This window comes from Pseudomonas sp. Pse1 (assembly GCF_024519635.1).
GTDB lineage: Bacteria > Pseudomonadota > Gammaproteobacteria > Pseudomonadales > Pseudomonadaceae > Aquipseudomonas.
The window spans coordinates 74,727-95,313 of sequence record NZ_JALJRO010000011.1 but is presented as its reverse complement, the minus strand read 5'-3'; the positions used below and the strand labels follow the sequence as shown (position 1 = coordinate 95,313).

The window sequence follows — 20,587 nt, the reverse complement described above, 5'->3', positions numbered from 1 at the left end:
CTCAAGGTGCCGGTGCCGGCGCCGGTTCCGCCTCGTTGGTGACCCGCAGCAAGCCCCACAAACCGGAGGTGTTGCCGTAGGCCGCGTAATCACGGAACAGGTAGTCGCCCGGGATCGCGTTGCTGCCGCCGGCACTCGGGTGCATGAAGCTGAAGTGCGCCGCCGGCAGGATGCTTTCGTGAGCGCCGATGTACATCGACATCGGGTTGTAGCCAAAGCGCACCGATCCCACTCCTGGTGAACTCATCGGATAGCTGCCGGTGTCGCTCTTCTCGGCCTGGAACGGGTTGACCGACCAGACGTGTCCATCGAGCTGGAAGGTGGTACCGCGGCTGCCACCGGTGGGCATCATGATGTGGGTGCGGAACGGTTGCCCCGGTTTCACATAGAGCACCGGCGTCTGCGGATCACCGCCCACCAGCGCGTTGCTGTAGGCCATGTGCGCGTTCGGCAGGTCACCGAAGCCGTGACCGTCGGCATGCCCGAATGGCGCATCCGGGGCCAGGCCGAAGCGGTACCACAGCGGCTCGCTCTTGTAGTTGATGGCCATGCCCGAGTTGTCCTGCGGATCGGTCGGCACGCCGGTGCCTTCGGCGGCAATCGCTTCCACCGGCCGCCCACCCGCCCAGCGCATGTTCAGGGCTTTCTGCCAGACCATCGCAAAGTCGCGATAGATCGCCTGGCCCGGCGCGGTGACGGTGGCCGTGACCCGACGCACATCGTCAACCCAGGTGGCGCCGATCGGCAGGATGCTCATCGCGCCGCCCAGGCCTTTCTGTGGCTGCTTGATCACGTCCGCCGGGGTGAAGTTCAGGCCGCCGAACTCCACGGCGGTGGCGTTGATGTTGTCGATAGTGCGCCCGAGTTGGGTGATCGGCTTGCCTTCACGCTCCAGGTGCCCGGCGTAGTACTGGTAGGTCCGGGTTGGGTAGGCACCACTGTTGCCGACCCGTGGCGGAACGGTCTGCACCGGGTTGGCACCGACGTTGACGCCATCGGACTTGGTGATGTCATAGGCCAGCAGTTGCGCGTGCAGGCCGACATGACTGGAGGGACGCATCAGGTTGTTGCTGAAGGTGGTCACCCCCAGGCCGCTGTTGCGATCGCGCTTGACGATGCCCTGCATCACGGCGGTCTGGGTCAGGTCCGGCATGACCATCGGCAGGCGGTTTTCCAGGGTGACGTTGATGCAGTCGCCGGCGGCGGCGCGCAGTACCAGCGGTTCCACCGGGATACCGGGTTTCAGCTTGCCGGTGACCGGGTCGAGGTCAGCCTTGCGCACATAGAGGATCGCGGTCGGGTCGTGCAGCGGCCCGCTTTGCCCGCCGATGGTGAAGGTCTCGCCATCTTCGGGATCGGTCACGGTGACTTGTGGAATGCTCACCGTCCGCGAGTTGTAGACCAGGGTGCCGCCCGCCGGATTCAACGGCCCGCCGACGTGCTGGCCAATCCCCGCCGAGTCGTCCATGGCCAGGCCCAGGGAGTTGCCGAGGATGTCGTTGGCCAGCGCCGCGACCACTTCATAGTTGCGCTGTACGGTCGGCCGGGTGCCGATGCCGTTGGGGTTGGCGCCGGTCCGTGGGCAAGTGCCATCGAACGCCACGGTGTTGCGCATGCCCACCGGCTTGGCGTTGTTCGGCAGGGCGAACAGGTCGTTGCGTTGCGCGGTGTAGTTGCGCATCACGCCCCAGATGCCGCTCCAGTAGCCTTCGATCGACGCGTCCATCGAGTACAGGTAGTCACCGGTGGTGGCCGCGGAACTGGAGAGCATCGACACCGGCGCGATGAAGCCCATCTGCTCGGAGATGCCGATCATCTGCGAGGCGCGCCAGCCGGAGTTGGAACTGTTGCCGAAACCGGAACCGCTCTGCAGCCACTTGACGCCGTGCAGGGTCACGTTGTGCTCTTCCTCGTGACCACCGGCATGCACCCGCAGCCGCACGTTGTCACCGGTGTAGGTGCGCAGCATCGGGGTGAACGGGTCACCCGCCTCGGCACCGCCACGGTTGATGTGGGGCGGGAACAGGGTGGTGCCGCCGGTGGGGCCGGTGGCCGAGGTGATCAGGTTGGGCGCCAGGTTCATCGCCGGGATCGCCCGGTCGGTGCGGCTGTGCAGGGCGAACGCGAGGTCACCGCCCATGCCGTCGGCCTGCATCCCGCGCTTGCCGTCAGGGCCGACCTTGTTCGGGTCATAGACCCGCAGGGCCAGCGGCTCGTTGCGGTAATTGACCACGAACATCCCTGGGTCATCGACCGAGATCGCCTGTGGGCATGGCCGGCTAGGGCAACCCGGCAGTTGTCCGCCCTGCACTTCCATCACACCTTCGAGCAGGTTGCTGGCGTTGTCGCGCACCGGCGGGTTGATCGCGTAGCGGAAGCTGTCGGCGGTGGCCGGGAAGGCCTGCGCATTGGGCACGCCATTGGGCCCGGCACCGACATACACACCGGCTTCATAGGCGTGCTGGAAGTCGCTGTACTCGAGGAAGAACTCGCGGAAGCTGTCGTTCTTGCCGTCGCCATCGAGGTCGCCGGTGTTGATCACCGCCTGCCACGACGTCGGCCCGCCGTCCTGGCGCGCACCGCTGTACAGCGGCTCGCCGGTCTCGGCATGGAACCAGGTGGAACCGGCTGGCTCGGCCAGCACGGTGGCGTACAGGCCGATCTGCTGGTGAGTCGATGGGCCGAGGTGGTCGTGGGTGAAGATGGTCCCCAGGCCACGGTCGACGCCCTTGGTGTTGACCACCGGGTCGACGAACCAGCGTTGCATGGCCGTCCGTGCCCCCAGCCAATCAGCCCGGCCGTATTGGCCGAAGTACGGGTGGTTTTTCGCTTGCGGGCAGGCCGGCGTGCCGTCACGTGGATCGGCGGCGGCGCACTGGTTGAACTCGCGGATCGCGTGGATGCGCTCTTGCACCGCGCCTGGAGAAAGCACGCCGTCCTCGTAGTTCCAGCCGTTGGACGAGCCGTCGGCAGAAGTCAGGTCCCATTTCGGCAGGTGGATGTGCTGGCCGATCACGTCGGTCGGCGTGCGCACCTGATAGTCGTCCATCTCGTAGGTGGCCGGCACCAGGTTGGTCTGCTGGTACTGCACGCAGTCGAAGGTGTTCATGCGCATCACCAGCGGCTCTGGTGGACGCTGCTTGGTGATCACCGGCCAGGCGTCTTCCCACAGCGCGAGGATGCGCGCTTGCGGGAAGTGGTAGCCGACTTTGTTGTAGACCGCGTCGAACTGGATGTTGGCGGCTTTGTAGATGCGCGGCCGGTCGGCGGTGTAGGTCGAGGCGCCGATGAACGTCATGCCGTCGACGCGTTCGCCGCTGTTGAACTCACCGGTGCCGGCGCTGCTGGTCAGGCGTTTCTGCCGGTCGTCCATGCACGGTTCGTAAAAAGGCGCACCCGCCACCGGCAAGGCGCCGTTGGTGCGGAAGTTGCGCGGCACGATCTGGTTGCCGGGCAGCAGCGCGTAGCTGGGGTGGTCTTTCTTGGCGTGGAAAGCCATCGCCGCCTGTTCGACCTCGGTGCCCTCTTCCGGCAGGTAGATCGGTTTGGCGCGCGTGACTTCCTTGGAGAAGTCCAGCGAGGTGGTCACGGTGTGCGCCTCGCCACCGGCGGAGACGCCATCCAGAGTATGGCGGCCAAGACCGCCGTCCCAACCACCGGAAGAATTCGGGTCGAGGTTGGCCCACAGCGCATTGCCGCTGCTTTTCAGAGACTGCGCCTTGGCGGCGTCGAGCATGTCCAGCGGCGGGGTCGGCGGACGTTGGCCGACCGAACTTTCCATGCCGCCGATCCAGAACGGATAGCCGGGGTTTTTCAGACTGCCGTCGGCGTTGCGGTTGGCCTCGCTGCGGTCCACCAGCGCCAGGGAGCCGATGGCCTGGGTGCCACTGCCGCCGCCATGGTGCTCGCCGTCGTCATCATCGTCGTCATCGTCATCGTTGGCGGCCACCAGGGTCTCGCCGATTTTCGGCACGATGGCGACCTTGCCTGGCATCGGCGCCATGGCTTTGCCGGGCAGCGGCACGACCGCAGGAATCGGCGTACCGGCAATGATCTCGCCATCGGGCAGAGCCCGCGCGCCGCTGGCAGGTTTGCCGCTGCGCAAGGCGAAGGGTTGGTTGTGAAAGCCGTCGTCACCCTGCTGCGAAACTTCCAGCCTGGTGCCTTCCTCGAACACATCGTGGACCCGCCACATGGCCCACATCCCCTGGGCGAAGTGCGGGTAGAAGTGGCAGTGATAAATCGCGTCGCCGGCCACCCGGTTGCGGTTGCCCGAACCGCCGTTGGCGATTTCATAGGTGTAGCCGGCGCCCGGGCCAATGCCCTGGGCGTCGACGTAGTCGGAGTTGTCGTCGTTGGGGTTGAACAGCCACTGGTGACCGTGCAGGTGGAAGATATGCTGCTCGTGACCGTTGTGGGTGTTGCGGAATTTGACGAAGTCACCGATGTAGCTGTGGTTGACGTTCGACGGCTCGGACGGGTACAGCGCCATGGTTGCCTTGACGCCAATCTGGTCGGCGCGTGGCACTTCACCGGGACGGATGTTTTCCAGGCCGGCGTTGGCCGGCACGTCCACCAGCATCGCCACGTCGCCGACGGTGTGCGAGCTGAGGAAGAATTCTTCATAAGCGCAGGACAGGCAATCGTGCATCGGCCCCACGCCCAGGCGGTTGGCGACCACTTCGGCGCCCATGCCGCCGGAACCGTAGTTGATCATGAACGAGTCGCGGGTCGGCTCCAGCACGTGGGCCATCACCGGGTCGGCCCAGTAGGCGGGGAACGCCTGGGTGACCGCGGTTTCATCCTGGAACTGCGAAGCGAAATCGCGGAACGGTTCGAGCCGGTTGGGAATCGCCGGGTTGCGTTTGCCGATGGACTCCAGCGGATAGGTGGCGGCCGGGAAGCTGCCATCGGCGTTGCTGCCCATGACAATCGCGTCGCTTTCGCTGGAGATGATTTCGTTGCCATCGACCATGTTGATGATCGGGGTACCGGCCTTGCCTTCACGGATCCACGGCTCGCGCTGCGGGTAGCGCGCCTGGTAGTCGACGATGGGCTGGCCGGTGGGCGCGCGGCCGCTGCTGGCCAGGCGCATTTCCTCTTCGGTAATGGTGTTGCGGTAGCTGCGACCGCCCTTGGGCACCACCACCACTTCGCCGAACAGGCCGTTGGCGACGTTACCGGCGTTGCCTTCACCGCCGAAGCTGGCGCCACGGCTGCTGACTGCAAAACCGCCTTCACGCTCGGCATACAGGGTGTAGGAACGGGACGCGCCCGGTGGAATCAGGCTGTTGCCATTGCGCCCGGTGAACGAGGCAATGTCATCGATGCTGTTGACCGCTTGCAGGCCGTTGACCTGAAAGCCGACGTGGCGGTCGGTGACCTGCTCGTCGACCTTGAACTGGTCCGGCATGTCGGCTTCGACGCCGTCGTTCTCTTCGCCTTCGTTCTCTTCGCCTTCCTCGCCCTCCACTTCCGGCTCTTCGAAATGCTTGTTCGGGTTGGCCTGGTACGCCAGCAGGTTCTGCAGGTTGATGGTCAGGCAGTCGCCGGCGGCCACGCGCAACACCAGCGGCCGTGGACGCTTGTCCGGACGCAGCGAGACTTTGCCCGGCACCGCGGCACCGCCCTGGGCCAGTGACATTTCGCGGTCATCGACTACGTCGCGGCGCAAGGCGAACATCATGCCGTTGGCGTTCTGCGCACCGAGGCGGTTGAACATCAGCGGCTGGTCGAGGGCCACAACGTTGGCCACCAGGTTGCGCTCGCAGCGCACCGCCGCCTCGACCTGGGATTCGAGGCCGAACATCGAGCAGGCCAGCAGTAGAAAGTTGAGTGCAGAGCGGGTCGGGAGTCTGGCTGACATGGTGGGCGGCCTCGAAGTGGTGCTCATGGGAGCGATTCTCGATAGAGCGGCGAGTGCAATTCCTGAGCCAAAAAAAATAGTGTTTATTTTCAACGCGTTATAAAAATTATCTGAAGCCACAGGGGACTATCCCCCACTTTTTCCCCACTTTGCGGGCCTGCCCCGCTTGCCCCACTTTTGGGGCAACCCGCCCCAACGGCTGGTTTGCCTAGAGCGGCGCATCCACTGCCAGACCCTGCAAATGCCGGTAGTGGCGCAGGACGTTGGGCACATAACGCTGGGTTTCGGCGAACGGTGGAATCACTCGTCCGCGACTCATCACCGCGTCTGGACCGGCGTTGTAGGCGGCGACGGCGAGGGAAATATCGTTGTCGAACAGGTTCATCAGGCGCTTGAGGTAACGCGCGCCGCCCTGGATGTTGTCCTTGGGGTCGTAGACGTCGGTCACTCCCAGCTCGCGGGCGGTATCGGGCATCAGCTGCATCAGACCGCCCGCGCCTTTGGGTGAACGCGCCTTGGAGTTGTAGTGGGATTCGGTCTGGATCACCGCGTGCAGCAGGGCTTCCGGCAACTGGTTGGCGCTGGCCGCCTCGGCGACCAGTTCGGCGAACGGCCGGTCGGCAATCATCTGCGGCATTTCGGCGGGAACGCTGGTCCCGGCTACCTCCGGCACGACCCGTTCATAGTGCCGGCCAGGGCGGTGGACGTTGGACAGCACGTAGCCACCGTTGGCATCGATCGAGACGTAAACGTCTGCTTGAGCAACACCCACCAGCGCCAGGGCGCCCCACAGTCCTGCGATAATTCTTTGCATGATCGCTCTCCCCTTGCCGGCCCCGGAAAGTGGGGCTTATGCCCCACAAATCGGAGGCTGCAGGGGTATACGCAAGCAGTGTGCCGACTCGGTGAAGCCCATGGCCTGCGGGGCTTGCAACGAAATTGGCGGGCTGTGCATGGCAATTGCATAGCGCTGTGTACCGTCCCTTGTTGCTCACTCCAGTGAGGTCATCATGAAAGGCTTTCTGTTTAATGCACCGCGACGCCAAGGTGGGTTCACCCTCCTCGAACTGTTGGTGGTGCTGGTGGTGCTCGGCTTGCTGGCCGGGATCGTCGCACCCAAGTATTTCGCCCAGTTGGGCCGTTCCGAAGCCAAGGTCGCCAAGGCGCAGATCGAAGGCCTGGGCAAGGCTCTGGACCTGTATCGCCTGGAGGTCGGCCACTACCCCTCGACCGAACAGGGTTTGCAGGCACTGGTCACCGCGCCCAGCGACGAGACCCACTGGACCGGCCCCTACCTGCAGAAAAAGCTGCCGCAGGATCCTTGGGGCCGTAACTACACCTACCGCTACCCCGGGGAAAACGGCGAGTACGACCTGCTGTCCCTGGGCAAGGACGGTCAGCCCGGCGGCGAAGGTGAAAACGCCGAAGTCACCAGTTGGCAGTGAGACAGGGGTGAACCATGCGCTTTCTTCTTAAAGCAGTGGGCAAAGGTGCGGTGGTGTCGATGACCGTCGACGCGCCGGGGCAGAGCGAGGCCCGGCGGATTGTCGAGGAACAGGGCCTGCGCGTCGTCAGCCTGCGAGCCGAACGGCATTGGCGGTCGCTGCGCCTGCAGGGCAAGGAACACTTCAACCTGGTGCTGTTCAGCCAAGAGCTGACCACCCTGCTCAACGCCGGCCTGCCGCTGATCGATGCGCTGGAAAGCCTGGCAGAAAAAGAAACCGCACCCCAGGCCCGCAAGACGCTGAGCGAACTGGTGCGCCTGTTGTACGAAGGCAAATCCTTCTCCCAGGCACTGGGTCAGATGTCAGCGGTGTTCCCGCCGCTGTACGTGGCGCTGGTGCAATCGAGTGAAAAGACCGGCGCGGTCGGCGAGGCCTTGGCGCGCTACGTTTCCTATCGCCAGCGCATGGATGAGGTGAAGCAGAAGATCATCAGCGCCTCGATCTACCCCTTGCTGTTGCTGGTGGTGGGCGGCGGCGTGGTGCTGTTTTTGATGGGCTACGTGGTGCCGCGCTTCAGCCTGGTATTTGAAGGCCTGGGCTCCAATTTGCCGTGGCTGTCCCAGGTGTTGATGAGTACCGGGATGTTCCTGCATGCCCATCAGATGGAGTTTTTCGGCGGCATCGGCGCGACGGTGGTCGGCATCAGCATCCTGCAGCGCCAACCGGCGTTCCGGCGGGCCGTGGATCGTCTGCTGGAAAAACTGCCGGCCGTGCATCAACGCATTTTCATGTACGAGCTGGCGCGCTTCTACCGCTCCCTGGGCATCCTGCTGCAAGGCGGGATCCCGATTCTGACCGCCATGGGCATGGTCCGCGGCCTGCTCACCGTCGGCTCGCGGACACGCCTGGACCAGGCCGCCGAACGGGTCCGCGAAGGCCTGGCGCTGTCCAATGCGCTGGAAGCCAATCAGCTGGTGACCCCGGTGTCCCTGCGCCTGCTGCGGGCCGGCGAACAGTCCGGCAACCTGGGGCAAATGATGGAACGCAGCGCCGATTTCTACGACGAAGAAATCAGCCGCTGGATCGAGTGGTTCGTGCGCCTGTTCGAACCGCTGCTGATGACATTTATCGGCCTGTTGATCGGGGTCATCGTGATCCTGATGTACATGCCGATTTTCGAACTGGCGTCGAGCATTCACTGAATCATTGAGTCGTGGATGCGGCGCGGTGTACCAGGTGCGTAAGCACCCCACCGGTTGTATGTCTCCAGTCGGCACGATGGAGCATTTGCGGGAGGTCCCATGCAATTCACAAAACCTTTGCTGGCGGTGGCGCTGGGCGCGATTTTGTCGGCTTCATTTGTGCTGATCCCTGACAGCGTTTCGGGGGTTTCGACTGTGCACGCCAAGGAGGGAGGCGGTGGCGGCGGCCATGGTGGAGGTGGTGGCAATGGCGGTGGTCACGGGGGTGGCAGCGGCAATGGCGGTGGGCACAGCGGCGGCTCGGGGTCGAGCGGCAGTGGGCACGGCGATAGCGGCGGCCATTCCAGCGCATCCAGTTCAGGCCGCAGCGGCAGCCACTCCGAGGCTGGCGACGATCATGGGGTGCATGCGGGTGGCGAGCCTGGGGATGACCATGGTGTGCACGCGGCGGGTGAGCCGGGAGATGATCGCGGGCTGCATGCAGCGGGTGAGCCCGGGGATGATCGCGGGGTGCATGTGGGTGGTGAGCCGGGGGATGACAAGCGGGTTAATTGAGGGGTGAACACACAGCCTCTGTGGGAGCGCCGACCCGGCAGGCCCGCAGGGGCATTTTTGACTATGCTTGACCCACACCCCCCAGGTGACGAGGGATTTATGGACGATCCAATCGACAACAAGCCCCCCAGCTTCTGGCAGATGTTGCACAGCGTGATGGCCGCGGCCTTTGGCGTGCAGAGCGGCAAGAACCGCGCGCGGGATTTCACTCACGGCAAGCCGAGTCATTTCGTGGTGTTGGGCATTTTGTTTACGGCAGTGTTTGCCTTGGGCCTGTTTGCCATCGTCAAGCTGGTGGTGTATCTGGCTGGGGTTTGAACGCCGGCTTCAGTGCATCAGGGTTTGCAGGTTGAACGGGTAGCGGTAGGTCAGCGGGCGGCCCTTGGCCGACAGGCTGCGAAAGTTCACCCCATAGTCCTGGCTGTCACGCAGTGCCAGCATGCGCCTGGCCTGTTCGCGATCGATCAGTTGCAGCAAGGGGATCTGCCGGTCCCGACCGCCATATTGGGCAACGGGCACGCCCTGCTCGTAGTCGTGCAACTCCACCAGCGCCCAGCCCCCGAGGCTGAAATGCCCGCCCAGCAATACGCTGAGGCGTCCGTCGAGCAATGCCTGCAGGGCTGCCGGCGAGGTGTTGACGGCACTGAACAGCACGCCCCTGCCCGGTTTGCCACCGGCCTCTGTATAGGCCTGCATGGCGCCAAACGCCATTTCGTCGTTGGCCGACCACACCAGCGACACCCGTGGGTAGCGTTTGAAGAGTTGCACGGCCTGCTCATGGGCGCGGGCGCGGGTCCATTCGCCATAGACCAACTGCCGCAACTGCACCTCGGGATGCTCACGCAAGGCACGCTGCATGCCCTTCTCGCGAAATTGCGCGGAGGGGGTGATTTTCAGACCGGAAAAAGCCAGCAGTTCGATTTTCTCTCCGGGCGCGACAGGCGGATGTTGGCGAATCAACTCCTTCAGCATCCGGTAGCCGCCCTCCTCGTCGTTGGGCACCAGGCTACCGAGCAAATCGGGGTATTTTTCTCCAGGATCGCCCAGCAGACTCACCTGGTCGGCGGTCAGCGCATTGTTGACCATGAACAGCTTGACCCCGCTGCCCCGGGACAGACGCAGGATCTCTGGCGCCACATACTGTTCATTGACGAACACCAGGTAGTCCGGGCGGTTGTCGCCCAACAACACTTCACGCGCCTGTTCGATGGTGGTATGCACTTGCCGCTCGGCATAGCGCACTTTGAGGTCGATACCCAGGTCTCGCGCCGCCGCCTGCATGAACTGGCTGTAGCTGACCCAGAACACTTCGTTGCTCGTGCCAGGATTGAGGAACACCACCGACGTCGCCTGCACCACCGATCCATAGATCGCGCATAGCGTCAGCATGCCTCTTTGGAGAAACCTGAACATTGAACAACCGAGCCCCGAAAATTTAGCCGCGCATTATAGCCAGCCAATCCAGGTGCACCCGCGGTTAATTCGCGTTTTTTGTCCGACAATCGTCGGAAAATGGCTCGGTTACGCGTGTTTACTGATGGCTGACCCAATACACCGCCGTGCCTACCACCAGAATGATCAAGAACAGAATCGCCCACGCGTCGACGCTGCTGTCGCTTTTCGTTGCCTTGGTCGGATTGCTCATTGCATCGCCTCTTGTCGGTTTTATCGGTGATTGCAGGAAGACTCGATCACAGTTAAGACGACGATTGCCCGCACGACAAATGTGGGTAAGACAATAATCAGTCTCAATAGTCGATTTGGTTCTTTCCATATACTCAAACATCACTTTTACGCATAAACGCAAACTGCTATCTTGCCCCGGCTCCGTGGGGAGTGCGCGGCCGTGCGCGCAGAATTACCAAGGCATTTCGGAACATCAGCGAGCGAGAAACGCAGCGGATTCCGATCAGCCCAGCCTGAGAACAGGACTTATATGTACGTATACGACGAGTACGATCAGCGGATCATCGAGGACCGCGTCAAGCAGTTCCGAGATCAGACCCGACGCTATCTGGCAGGCGAGCTGAGCGAAGAAGAATTCCGCCCCCTGCGCCTGCAAAATGGCCTTTACATCCAGCGCTTCGCCCCGATGCTGCGGGTTGCCGTGCCTTATGGCCAACTGACTTCGCGGCAGACGCGAATGATGGCCAAAATCGCTCGCGACTATGACAAGGGCTATGCCCACATCAGTACCCGCCAGAACGTCCAGTTCAACTGGCCGGCCCTGGAAGACATCCCGGACATCCTGGCCGAACTGGCCACGGTGCAGATGCATGCGATCCAGACCAGCGGCAACTGCCTGCGCAACGTCACCACCGACCAGTTCGCCGGTGTCGCAGCAGACGAGTTGATCGACCCGCGCCCATGGTGCGAAATCGTCCGTCAATGGACCACCTTCCACCCGGAATTTGCCTACCTGCCGCGTAAATTCAAGATTGCGATCAACGGTTCGACGTCCGACCGTGCCGCCATCGAAGTCCACGACATTGGCCTGGAGCCGGTGCACAACGCTGCTGGCGAACTGGGCTTCCGTGTGTTGGTCGGCGGTGGCCTGGGCCGGACCCCGGTGGTCGGCGCCTTCATCAACGAGTTCCTGCCGTGGCAAGACCTGTTGAGCTACCTCGACGCCATCCTGCGGGTGTACAACCGCTATGGCCGTCGCGACAACAAGTACAAAGCGCGGATCAAGATCCTGGTCAAGGCCCTGACGCCTGAAGTCTTCGCGCAGAAAGTCGACGCGGAAATGGAGCACCTGCGCGGTGGCCAAACCACCTTGACCGAAGCCGAAGTGCATCGCGTTGCCAAGCATTTCGTCGATCCGGACTACAAGGCGCTGGACAACCAGCACGCCGCCCTGGCCGAGCTCGACGCCCAGCACCCGGGCTTTGCCCGCTGGCGCACGCGCAACACCGTGGCCCACAAGAAGCCGGGCTATGTAGCCGTGACCCTGTCGCTCAAGCCCACCGGCGTTGCCCCGGGCGACCTGACCGACAAGCAGCTCGACGCCGTCGCCGACCTGGCCGAGCGTTACAGCTATGGCCAGTTGCGCACCTCCCACGAGCAGAACATCATCCTCGCCGATGTCGAGCAGGCGCAGTTGTTCACCCTCTGGGGCGAATTGCGCGAGCATGGCTTTGCCACGCCGAACATCGGTCTGCTGACCGACATCATCTGCTGCCCGGGTGGCGACTTCTGCTCCCTGGCCAACGCCAAGTCGATCCCGATCGCCGAGTCGATCCAGCGCCGTTTCGACGATCTGGACTACCTGTTCGACATCGGTGAGCTGGACCTGAACATCTCCGGCTGCATGAACGCCTGCGGTCACCACCACGTTGGCCACATCGGCATCCTCGGGGTGGACAAAAAAGGTGAAGAGTTCTACCAGGTGTCCCTCGGTGGCAGCGCCAGCCGCGACGCCAGCCTGGGCAAGATCCTCGGCCCATCGTTTGCCCAGGACGCCATGCCGGATGTGATCTCGAAGCTGATCGACGTGTACGTGGAACAACGCACCGAAGACGAGCGCTTCATCGACACCTACCAACGTATCGGCATCGACCTCTTCAAGGAACGCGTCTATGCAGCGAATCATTAAGAACAACGAAGTCATCGACGAAACCTGGCACCTGCTGCCCAAGGATTTCAACATCGATGAAATCAGCAACTGCGACGACTACATCGTGCCGTTGCAGCTGTGGCGTGAACACGGGCGCATGCTCCAGGCCCGCGATGGCGGCCTGGGCGTGTGGCTGGACGCTGACGAAGAAGCCGAGGAAATTGGCGATGACGTGCAGCACTTCCAGGTGATTGCCCTGAACTTCCCGGCGTTCACCGATGGCCGCAACTACTCCAACGCCCGCCTGCTGCGTGACCGTTACGGCTTCAAGGGCGAGCTGCGAGCGATTGGCGACATCCTGCGCGACCAACTGTTCTACCTGCGCCGCTGCGGCTTTGACGCCTTTGCGCTGCGGGCCGACAAGGACCCGTATGAAGCCCTTGAAAGCCTCAAGGACTTCTCGGTGACCTACCAGGCCGCCACCGACGAGCCGCTACCGCTGTTCCGTCGCCGCTGATCGACCGGCCTTGAGCCCCGCCCGGGGTTCAAGGCCAGCCAGTGCTCTCACTGCAATTGCAGCTCGCCTATCGGGAATGGCCTGCCCATCCTCACCCAATCCATGTACAAGCGCATCCGGTGTTCCAGCCGTGTCAGGCTGACGAACGGGTTTTGTACATCCAGCGCCGACAGCAGCACCTCAGTGCTCAACAGCTCCCACAGCTCCTGTGACGCGTCCACCTCCTCCAACAGGTGCCAGACCCGCGCCTGAAGCCCTGAGTAATTCACCCGGAAATCGGCGGTACGGCTGAGGGGTTCGATCTGGCGCAGGAAACGTCCACCCTGAGGCTTGGCCAGCAGCCGCTGCCAGATCTGCTGCCTGAGTTCGACGTCCGCATCGGCCAAGCGCTCAAGCCAGACCTGCGGCTGGCTGACGCTGGCGTCGGCGGTGCCGAGCCACAGGTTCAAGCCGGTCTGCTGCCGATGGCTGACAATGCGCCGCAACGTGTCCTCATCCGTCAACGGGTTACCCCACAGTTGCACGCGGTCCCTGGCCACTGCCTGCGCCAACACGGCAGGCGGAACGCGATTGATCTGGTTGTTGCTGAGGTCGAGCAGTTCCAGGGTGGGCTGCTCGGCAATGCCGATCGGGCAATAGCGGATGCCCGTGGCATGCAGGTTGAGGCGCCGCAGCGCCTGCATCCCCGACACCAGCGGCGGCACCGCCAACGGGTTCTCACTCAGGTCCAGCGTATGCAAATGTACCAGCCCCGCCAGCCGACCTGCGGCCTGTTCGTTCAGCGCCAGGCGGGTCGACTTGAGGTTCAGCTCCCGTAGCTGGCTCATGTTCCAGATTCCACGGGGAACGCCCGCCTCTAGCACGCCCTCGGGGTTGATCCGGCGCAGGTCGACACCCTCAAGGTTCAACCGACGCAGATTGGGAAAACATTCCAGAAAGCTGTCCAGGTCCCCTGCACGCTTGACGGCAAACCCCTTCATCGACAACTCGACAACATTGGGAAACTTCGTGTTCAGTGCCGGCAGCGACAGGTAGCGCTCGAGGTCCATGTCCAGCTTGTAACCGACCATCTGACCGTCGACCAGCACGTGATGGCGGGCATCACCCATGTACTGCCAGAAGTTGATCAACTCAGCCCCCAGCTCCACTCTCACCTGGCGCTCGAAAAACAACGTCTGCTCGAGACGCTCGAGGTTCTCCTCCTCGATCTGTGCGGCGTCCATGCCCAGGGCATCCTCTTGCCCTTCACGCAAAAACAGCTCGTCCAGGGCCTGCACGTCATACACAGCGCCATAGACCCACTGACTGAGATCAGCATCCAGTTGATACAGCTGGGTTTCCAGACGTGCCAGCTCCGCCATCGCCCTGGCGCCCAGGCCGTCAAGCAGCTCGATACCCTGCTGGCTGTTCAGCCCGGGATAGACCAATCGCAACTGAAACAGCTGCACATTGCGCGATAACGTCGCCCCCTGTGCGGTGTTCGGGTAGCCGCCGCCCCGCAGCCCGAGCGCCTCGAACGTCAGCCCGCCGTCCATGCGCTGCAGGCCATGGATGAGTTGCGCACGAGGCAATGCATGGTGGCGAATTTTCTCCTGCAAGTCCTCGACCGCTGCCAGCGGATCGAGTCCAAGGGCCTCGCGTTGCGCCGGGCTCAGCAGATCGTGAAGCGCCTGGTACAGATTGCTCGCGCCTTGCGCGCCGAAGCCAGTGCCGACCTTGATCAAGCGCCGCACATCCGTGGATTCGAGCGCGCCCACGCGATCGACGATTCGTCCGCTGAGGGGACCGTCGAGCACTTCGATGCTCAGGGTCTGCGGCCAGCCGGGCAAGCGCGTCAGTGAATGCAGGGCCAGAACCTGGGTCTGCGGGTTGTCCAGCGATTGCAGGTAGAGCCCCTCATAGGCACGGCCCAGACGCACGTGTTGCTGGTATTCGCTGAACTTGCCATCCAGCTGACCCAGCAAACGCAGACTCTCCTGGGTTGAAGGGCTGGCGGCGAGGTCGACTCCCGTACGATCCAGCACATGTTCGATGGCGTTTTTCGGCAAGCCCGGGTACTGCTTCTGGAACAGCTTCACCCATCTGGAGTCGCTGTGTTGCTGCGCGGCGTAGCGTGCGTTGAATGCATCGGTGCGGGCCGGGCCGACGGGCATGGTGGCCAGCTCCTGGTCGATCCGAAAACGCTCCAGGGTGTCGGCCAATTGCGGGGTCGGAGCGCGTTGCCCAGCCTGCATCAGGCGCAGCATGTCGTCGTCGACCGGGCTGATGCGGGCGATTTGCGCCAGCACCTCATCGCTCAAGGTCGCGACCGGCGCGCCAATCCCGCGCAACAATTGCACACGGGTGAGGGGCGCAACGGCAGCAGGGGTTTCGGCGGGGAGTTCGGGACCTGGCACCACGGCATCGGTCGGGGCAGCGTGCTCCGCCACCGCCTCAAGCGCACCCTCGCCATGCAGTGCCGCCGTCGCCCGCAACAGCGGCAGAGCGTTGAGCAGACCGAACACCGTGCGGGTCAGCCCCGCCGCCTGATCACCCGGCTCGCGACCATTGACGGCCTGGTCCAGGCCGTACCCGGCATCGATCAGGCCAGCCAACGCCAACAGCCCTTCTCCGCCCGGGACAAACAGGGCCAACGGCGCATAGCGATTGATCCATTGCACAACGGGCTCGACCAGGGCACTGAGGTTATCGCGGTTGACCTGGGCGTCGTCGCGAATCGTCTGAATGCTGAAAACTGCGGCCTGCTTCATGCTCAGGACCAGTTGCGCGAACGGATCGCAGCTCGCAGGAACTGTCTGCAGATGAATGTAGTCCGCCGGATCCCAATATCCATCGTTGTTGAAAAAACCATGGCCCTTTTTCAGTTGATGTTGGCGCGGGTATTGGCGCATGCCGTCCAGGGCGGTGAGCACCCCGGCGTGGAAGGTGCCGTCATCGCGGTCGTCCTCGGCAAAATTCGCGGCCAGGGCTTGCTTGCAATCGTCGTCGGCGGCCTGCTGGACGATCCAGCGGCGCATGGCCGCGATATCGGCAAACTCATGCAGCGGTGAGGCGTTGCCCGGCACATAAAGCAGGATTGTCGAGGCAGAGACATGGCGAAAGACCCACAGATCGCGACTGGTGTAGCGGTAGATCGCAAGACGTGCGGCTTCGACCTGGCTTCGAGTCGGCGCCGCCAGTTGTTCGAGTGTTAGCTGCGCCCATTGCTGGTCCGCAGGCAAACCGGCGGCTTGCAGCGCCAGTTCAAGCCCGTCTTGCGTGAGGCTGTTCTCCTGACGCTGCAGATATGCGGCCATGACCAGGGCCAGCTTGACCGAGGTGCGCAGCGGATAGGTTTGCGGGGCCATGATCGTGTCGTCTGCGGGCCAGGCCTTATCGACGTAGGCACTGAACCGATCCTTCAGATCGAGGCGCCAGACCCACGCCTTGAAGTCGGCGGGAGTGATAGGCAGTTGGGTCTGCGGGTCGTAGGTTTGCGGGGTGGTCTTGCGGTAGATCCCCTCATAACTGGCGTGATTGCCAGCCCCGACATAGGCAAACTCATCGACCTTGTCGATGATCTGCACGGCGGGGCCGATAGCCGGCGGCGTATAGAGGCCGAAGGCGGTTTCGCCAAAGCGTCCGTCGCCGATCGTCTGGTCATTGTCCAATACCACCTGAGTCAGGCTCAGGGAACTTGCCACTTGCCCTTGTTCAACGCCATCAATCGCGGGGTGGCCGTGATAGCCGTAGTGGAGGTTGACCAGCAAGGCACTTTGCGGATCGATGTCCTGGCCCCATCGCTGCTCAATGAGTTGGTTGGCAAATTGCGCGGGGGTCTGGGGAAGCGCGGTACTGACCAGCGCCTGGAAGTCTTCGCGTGGCTGCGGGGTGTTCATGGTGCAATTCCTTTGCAGTGGGTCTTGAGGCACTGAGCCTATGCCAATTGCCCCACTGAGCTACGCCGGAAAGCACTGCCACGCTGTATTGAAATTACCTCGCCTTGCGTCAGAAAGCAGCGCTTACAAAAAAGCCCTGGCACCTTAGCGAACGCAGGTGTCAGGGCTTGAAATCAATCGCGGACTTACCAGAAGCGTTGTTGCGTCAGTCGGCTCCACCAGGTCAGCAGCAGGCGATCCACCGAGCCGCTGGCCGCCAGCCCGATCCGCTCCTGCAGGCTCTTGCGCTCGGCATAGTGCAGGTGGAACAACTCGGCGCCCTTGGCCCGCTCGGCGAGGTATTCGTCGCTGGTTTTCAGCTCATCGACCAGCTGTTTTTCCAGCGCCGCGATACCCAGCCAGACTTCGCCGGTGGCCACTTCATCAATGGCCAGTTGCGGGCGATAGCGCGCCACGAAGTTCTTGAACAGTTCATGGGTGACGTCCAGGTCTTCCTGGAACTTTTCCCGGCCCTTCTCGGTGTTTTCACCGAACACGGTCAGGGTGCGTTTGTATTCGCCGGCCGTCAGCACTTCGAAGTCGATGTCGTGTTTTTTCAGCAGGCGATTGACGTTGGGCAACTGCGCCACCACCCCAATCGAACCGAGCACGGCAAAGGGCGCGCTGATGATCTTCTCGCCGATGCAAGCCATCATGTAGCCACCGCTGGCCGCGACCTTGTCGATGCACACCGTCAGCGGCACCCCGGCCTGGCGGATGCGCGCCAGCTGCGAGGACGCCAGGCCGTAGCTGTGGACCATGCCACCGCCGCTTTCCAGGCGCAGCACCACTTCATCCTTGGGCGTGGCCAGGGTCAGCAGTGCGGTGATTTCGTGACGCAGGCTTTCGGTGGCCGAGGCCTTGATGTCGCCATCGAAGTCCAGCACGAACACCCGGGGCTTGGCCTCGGGCTTTTTCTTCTGTTTCTTGTCGGACTTGGCTTCGGATTTGCGCAGGGCCTTGAGCTGATCCTTGTCGAGCAAGGTCTGCTCCAGACGCTCGCGCAGCCCCTTGTAGAAATCATTGAGCTTGCTGACCTGCAACTGACCGGCGGCCTTGCGCCGACCTTTGCTGCGCAACGAGGCAAAACTCACCAGCACCACCAGGATGGCGATCACCAGGGTAACGGTCTTGGCGAGAAAACTGGCGTACTCGGACAAAAACTCCACATGGACTCCTTAACGACGGTGCGCCGCTGATAAACACGGGCGCGGGATGTCCCCAGCATACCCATGCGCTTGACTTGCGGCCAGCCGGGAAACAGTCTGTCAGCGGCCTCCAACCTACATTTCAAACAAGCGTATGTTTTTTCATTGACAGCTCTTCGCCATCCTCATAACCTCGCCAAACCTTCAACGTACCGGGACGACGCGGACGTGGGCAGCATCTATCTGATACGACATGGCCAAGCCTCCTTTGGTGCAGACGACTACGACGTGTTGTCGCCGACCGGTGTTCGCCAGGCAGAAGTCCTCGGCAGCCACCTGGCTGAACTGGGCCTGAGCTTCGATCGCTGCCTGGCCGGCGACCTGCGCCGCCAGCAACACACCGCCACCAGCGCCCTGGCCCAATTCGGCGCCGTGGGCCTGCCGGTGCCGGTCCTGGAAACCGATCCGGCGTTCAACGAATTCGATGCCGACGCGGTGATCCGGGCGCTGCTCCCCGAACTGCTGCCGCAAGAGCCAGAAGCCCTGAACATCCTGCGCAACGCGGCGCAGAACCGTGGCGAGTTCCAGCGCATCTTCGCCCTGATCATCGAGCGCTGGCTGGCCGGCACCTATGATCCGCCGGGCCTGGAAAGCTGGCTGGGCTTTGTCGAACGGGTACAGGCCGGTTTGCAACGGATTCTCGAGCAGGCCGACAACACCCAGAAGATCGCCGTGTTCACCTCCGGCGGGACCATCACCGCCCTGCTCCACCTGATCACCCAAATGCCCGCCAAACAGGCTTTCGAGCTGAACTGGCAAATCGTCAACACCTCGCTCAACCACCTGAAATTTCGGGGTCGCGAGGTGGCCCTGGCTTCCTTCAACAGTCATGCCCACCTGCAACTGTTGAAGGCCCCGGAACTCATCACTTTCCGCTGAGTCCGGATAACTGTGACCCTTGCTGTAACACCCCAAGAAAAGGATCGAACCATGACCAACGTAGCTGACGCCGTACAAGCAATGAAAGCCAAGTTCAACCCAGCCGCTGCTGCCGGCCTGGACCTGGTCTTCGGTTTCCGTATCGACGACGACAAGCACTTTTCGCTGATCGTTAAAGACAGCACCTGCGAGCTGAAAGAAGGCGAGAACCCGGACGCCCAGGTGACTCTGGTCATGGACGCTGAAACCCTGCAAGGCATCGTCAGCGGCGAAACCGACGGCATGCAAGCCTTCATGGGCGGCAAACTGCGCGCTGAAGGCGACATGATGCTGGCGATGAAACTGTCCGAGCTGTTCCCGGCCTAAGACCACGGCTTCCCCCCTGGAGGCCCTGTTGGCTGCACACGAATCCCGCCGTCCTGGCGGGATTCGTCGTTCAAGGACCCGCCCCTTGCCTTACACTGCATGCCCCTTACGTTAGCGATTGGCCCATGGACATCGATCTCGCCCGCACTTTCCTGGAAATCGTCCGTTGTGGCAGCCTCGCCGCCGCCGCGGAAAAACTGCATGTCACCCAGACCGCCATCACCGCGCGGGTGCAAAAGCTCGAAAGCCAGCTGGCCAGTACCCTGTTCGTGCGCAACCGTGCCGGTGCTCGCCTGACCGCCGATGGCGAGGCCTTCGTGGTTTACGCCAATCACATGGTCCAGGCCTGGGAAGCGGCGCGCCGCGATTTGCCGCTGCCGGACGGTTACCGCAATGTGCTGCACATCGGCGGCGAAACCAGTTTGTGCAATCCCCTGATGCTCAGTTGGACCCGGGAGATCCGCGCCCGAATTCCCACCTATGCCCTGCGCACCGAAATCGACACTGGCGAAAGCCTGCTCAAGCAGTTGGAAGTGGGCGTACTGGATGCGGCGCTGGTGTATCAACCCGAATACTGGCCGCGCCTGCAAGTCGAGCAACTGTTGGAAGAAAAGCTGATCCAGGTGCGCCTGCGCGCGCAACCCGAGCCTTACGTGTACATCGACTGGGGCAGCGACTTTCGCCGTCAGCACGATGCCGCCTTGCCCGACAAGGCCCGCGCCGCGCTGACCTTCAACCTCGGCCCGCTGGCCTTGCAATACATTCTGCAAAACGGTGGTACCGGCTATTTTCGGACCCGGGTGGTGCAGTCCTATCTCGACAGCGGCGTGCTGGAACGGGTGCCCAAGGCCCCGGAATTCAGCTACCCGACCTTCCTCGTGTACTCGCGCGATCGCGACTCCCAGGTGCTGCAGCAGGCGTTCGATTTGCTGCGTGCACTGGTCAGGGCTGACTGCGACTGGTCGCAGCGCTGGGATCCGTTTTAACGCATTCAGCGCTTCAATAGCTGCCGATCACGCAGATCCATTGGCCGGATAAATTGGCCGCGACTAATCTGCTGTCAATAACAACGACAA

Annotated in this window: 14 protein-coding genes; 9 read left to right on the top strand and 5 right to left on the bottom strand. The window is 62.8% G+C overall.

Annotated elements, in window-relative coordinates; genetic code table 11:
- Window position 1 precedes the first annotated feature (1 nt).
- Both mnxG and NR126_RS17320 read right to left on the bottom strand, forming a co-directional pair.
- Window positions 2–5,866 (bottom strand): manganese-oxidizing multicopper oxidase MnxG, encoded by a 5,865-nt coding sequence (gene mnxG / locus NR126_RS17325; protein ID WP_306218890.1) that lies wholly within the window; start codon window positions 5,864–5,866, stop codon window positions 2–4.
- Between the two features lie 208 nt (window positions 5,867–6,074).
- Window positions 6,075–6,680 (bottom strand): lytic transglycosylase domain-containing protein, encoded by a 606-nt coding sequence (locus NR126_RS17320; protein WP_027616139.1) that lies wholly within the window; start codon window positions 6,678–6,680, stop codon window positions 6,075–6,077.
- A 196-nt stretch (window positions 6,681–6,876) separates the two neighbouring features.
- Between NR126_RS17320 and gspG the strand changes: the two genes are divergently transcribed.
- The 4 genes from gspG (at window position 6,877) to NR126_RS17300 (ending at window position 9,386) form a co-directional block, all read left to right on the top strand.
- A complete protein-coding gene (gene gspG / locus NR126_RS17315) occupies window positions 6,877–7,311 on the top strand; it encodes a type II secretion system major pseudopilin GspG (protein WP_027616138.1) in 435 nt (144 codons plus the stop codon).
- Window positions 7,312–7,325: 14 nt separating this feature from the next.
- Window positions 7,326–8,513, top strand: a complete 1,188-nt coding sequence (locus NR126_RS17310) for a type II secretion system F family protein (RefSeq protein WP_105754935.1) — start codon at window positions 7,326–7,328, stop codon at window positions 8,511–8,513.
- Window positions 8,514–8,612: 99 nt separating this feature from the next.
- Complete coding sequence (locus tag NR126_RS17305; protein ID WP_256830707.1) at window positions 8,613–9,068, top strand: hypothetical protein; 456 nt, start codon at window positions 8,613–8,615, stop codon at window positions 9,066–9,068.
- Between the two features lie 99 nt (window positions 9,069–9,167).
- Window positions 9,168–9,386, top strand: a complete 219-nt coding sequence (locus NR126_RS17300) for a DUF2970 domain-containing protein (protein WP_027616136.1) — start codon at window positions 9,168–9,170, stop codon at window positions 9,384–9,386.
- 9 nt (window positions 9,387–9,395) lie between these two features.
- Here NR126_RS17300 and NR126_RS17295 read toward each other — a convergent pair whose 3' ends face one another.
- Entirely contained in the window at window positions 9,396–10,457 is a 1,062-nt protein-coding gene (locus NR126_RS17295; protein ID WP_372826732.1) for an ABC transporter substrate-binding protein, read from the bottom strand.
- 547 nt (window positions 10,458–11,004) lie between these two features.
- On the opposite strand from NR126_RS17295, the gene NR126_RS17290 reads away from it, so the two are divergent.
- Complete coding sequence (locus NR126_RS17290; protein ID WP_027616134.1) at window positions 11,005–12,663, top strand: nitrite/sulfite reductase; 1,659 nt, start codon at window positions 11,005–11,007, stop codon at window positions 12,661–12,663.
- Complete coding sequence (locus tag NR126_RS17285; protein WP_027616133.1) at window positions 12,647–13,141, top strand: DUF934 domain-containing protein; 495 nt, start codon at window positions 12,647–12,649, stop codon at window positions 13,139–13,141. Before NR126_RS17290 ends, NR126_RS17285 begins: the two co-directional genes overlap by 17 nt.
- 47 nt (window positions 13,142–13,188) lie before the next feature.
- On the opposite strand, the gene NR126_RS17280 is transcribed toward NR126_RS17285, so the two are convergent.
- Window positions 13,189–17,019 (bottom strand): dermonecrotic toxin domain-containing protein, encoded by a 3,831-nt coding sequence (locus NR126_RS17280; protein ID WP_256830705.1) that lies wholly within the window; start codon window positions 17,017–17,019, stop codon window positions 13,189–13,191.
- A 185-nt stretch (window positions 17,020–17,204) separates the two neighbouring features.
- Window positions 17,205–18,227, bottom strand: coding sequence for a protease SohB (gene sohB, locus NR126_RS17275; protein WP_105754938.1), 1,023 nt, complete (start codon window positions 18,225–18,227; stop codon window positions 17,205–17,207).
- A 207-nt stretch (window positions 18,228–18,434) separates the two neighbouring features.
- Between sohB and NR126_RS17270 the strand changes: the two genes are divergently transcribed.
- The 3 genes from NR126_RS17270 (at window position 18,435) to NR126_RS17260 (ending at window position 20,497) form a co-directional block, all read left to right on the top strand.
- Complete coding sequence (locus NR126_RS17270) at window positions 18,435–19,145, top strand: histidine phosphatase family protein (protein ID WP_105754939.1); 711 nt, start codon at window positions 18,435–18,437, stop codon at window positions 19,143–19,145.
- Between the two features lie 51 nt (window positions 19,146–19,196).
- Window positions 19,197–19,511: an SCP2 sterol-binding domain-containing protein gene (locus NR126_RS17265; RefSeq protein WP_027616129.1), complete on the top strand. Its 315-nt coding sequence runs from the start codon at window positions 19,197–19,199 to the stop codon at window positions 19,509–19,511.
- Window positions 19,512–19,636: 125 nt separating this feature from the next.
- Window positions 19,637–20,497 carry a LysR family transcriptional regulator gene (locus tag NR126_RS17260; RefSeq protein WP_256830704.1) on the top strand — a complete coding sequence of 287 codons (861 nt, stop codon included), beginning with the start codon at window positions 19,637–19,639 and terminating at the stop codon, window positions 20,495–20,497.
- Window positions 20,498–20,587 lie beyond the last annotated feature (90 nt).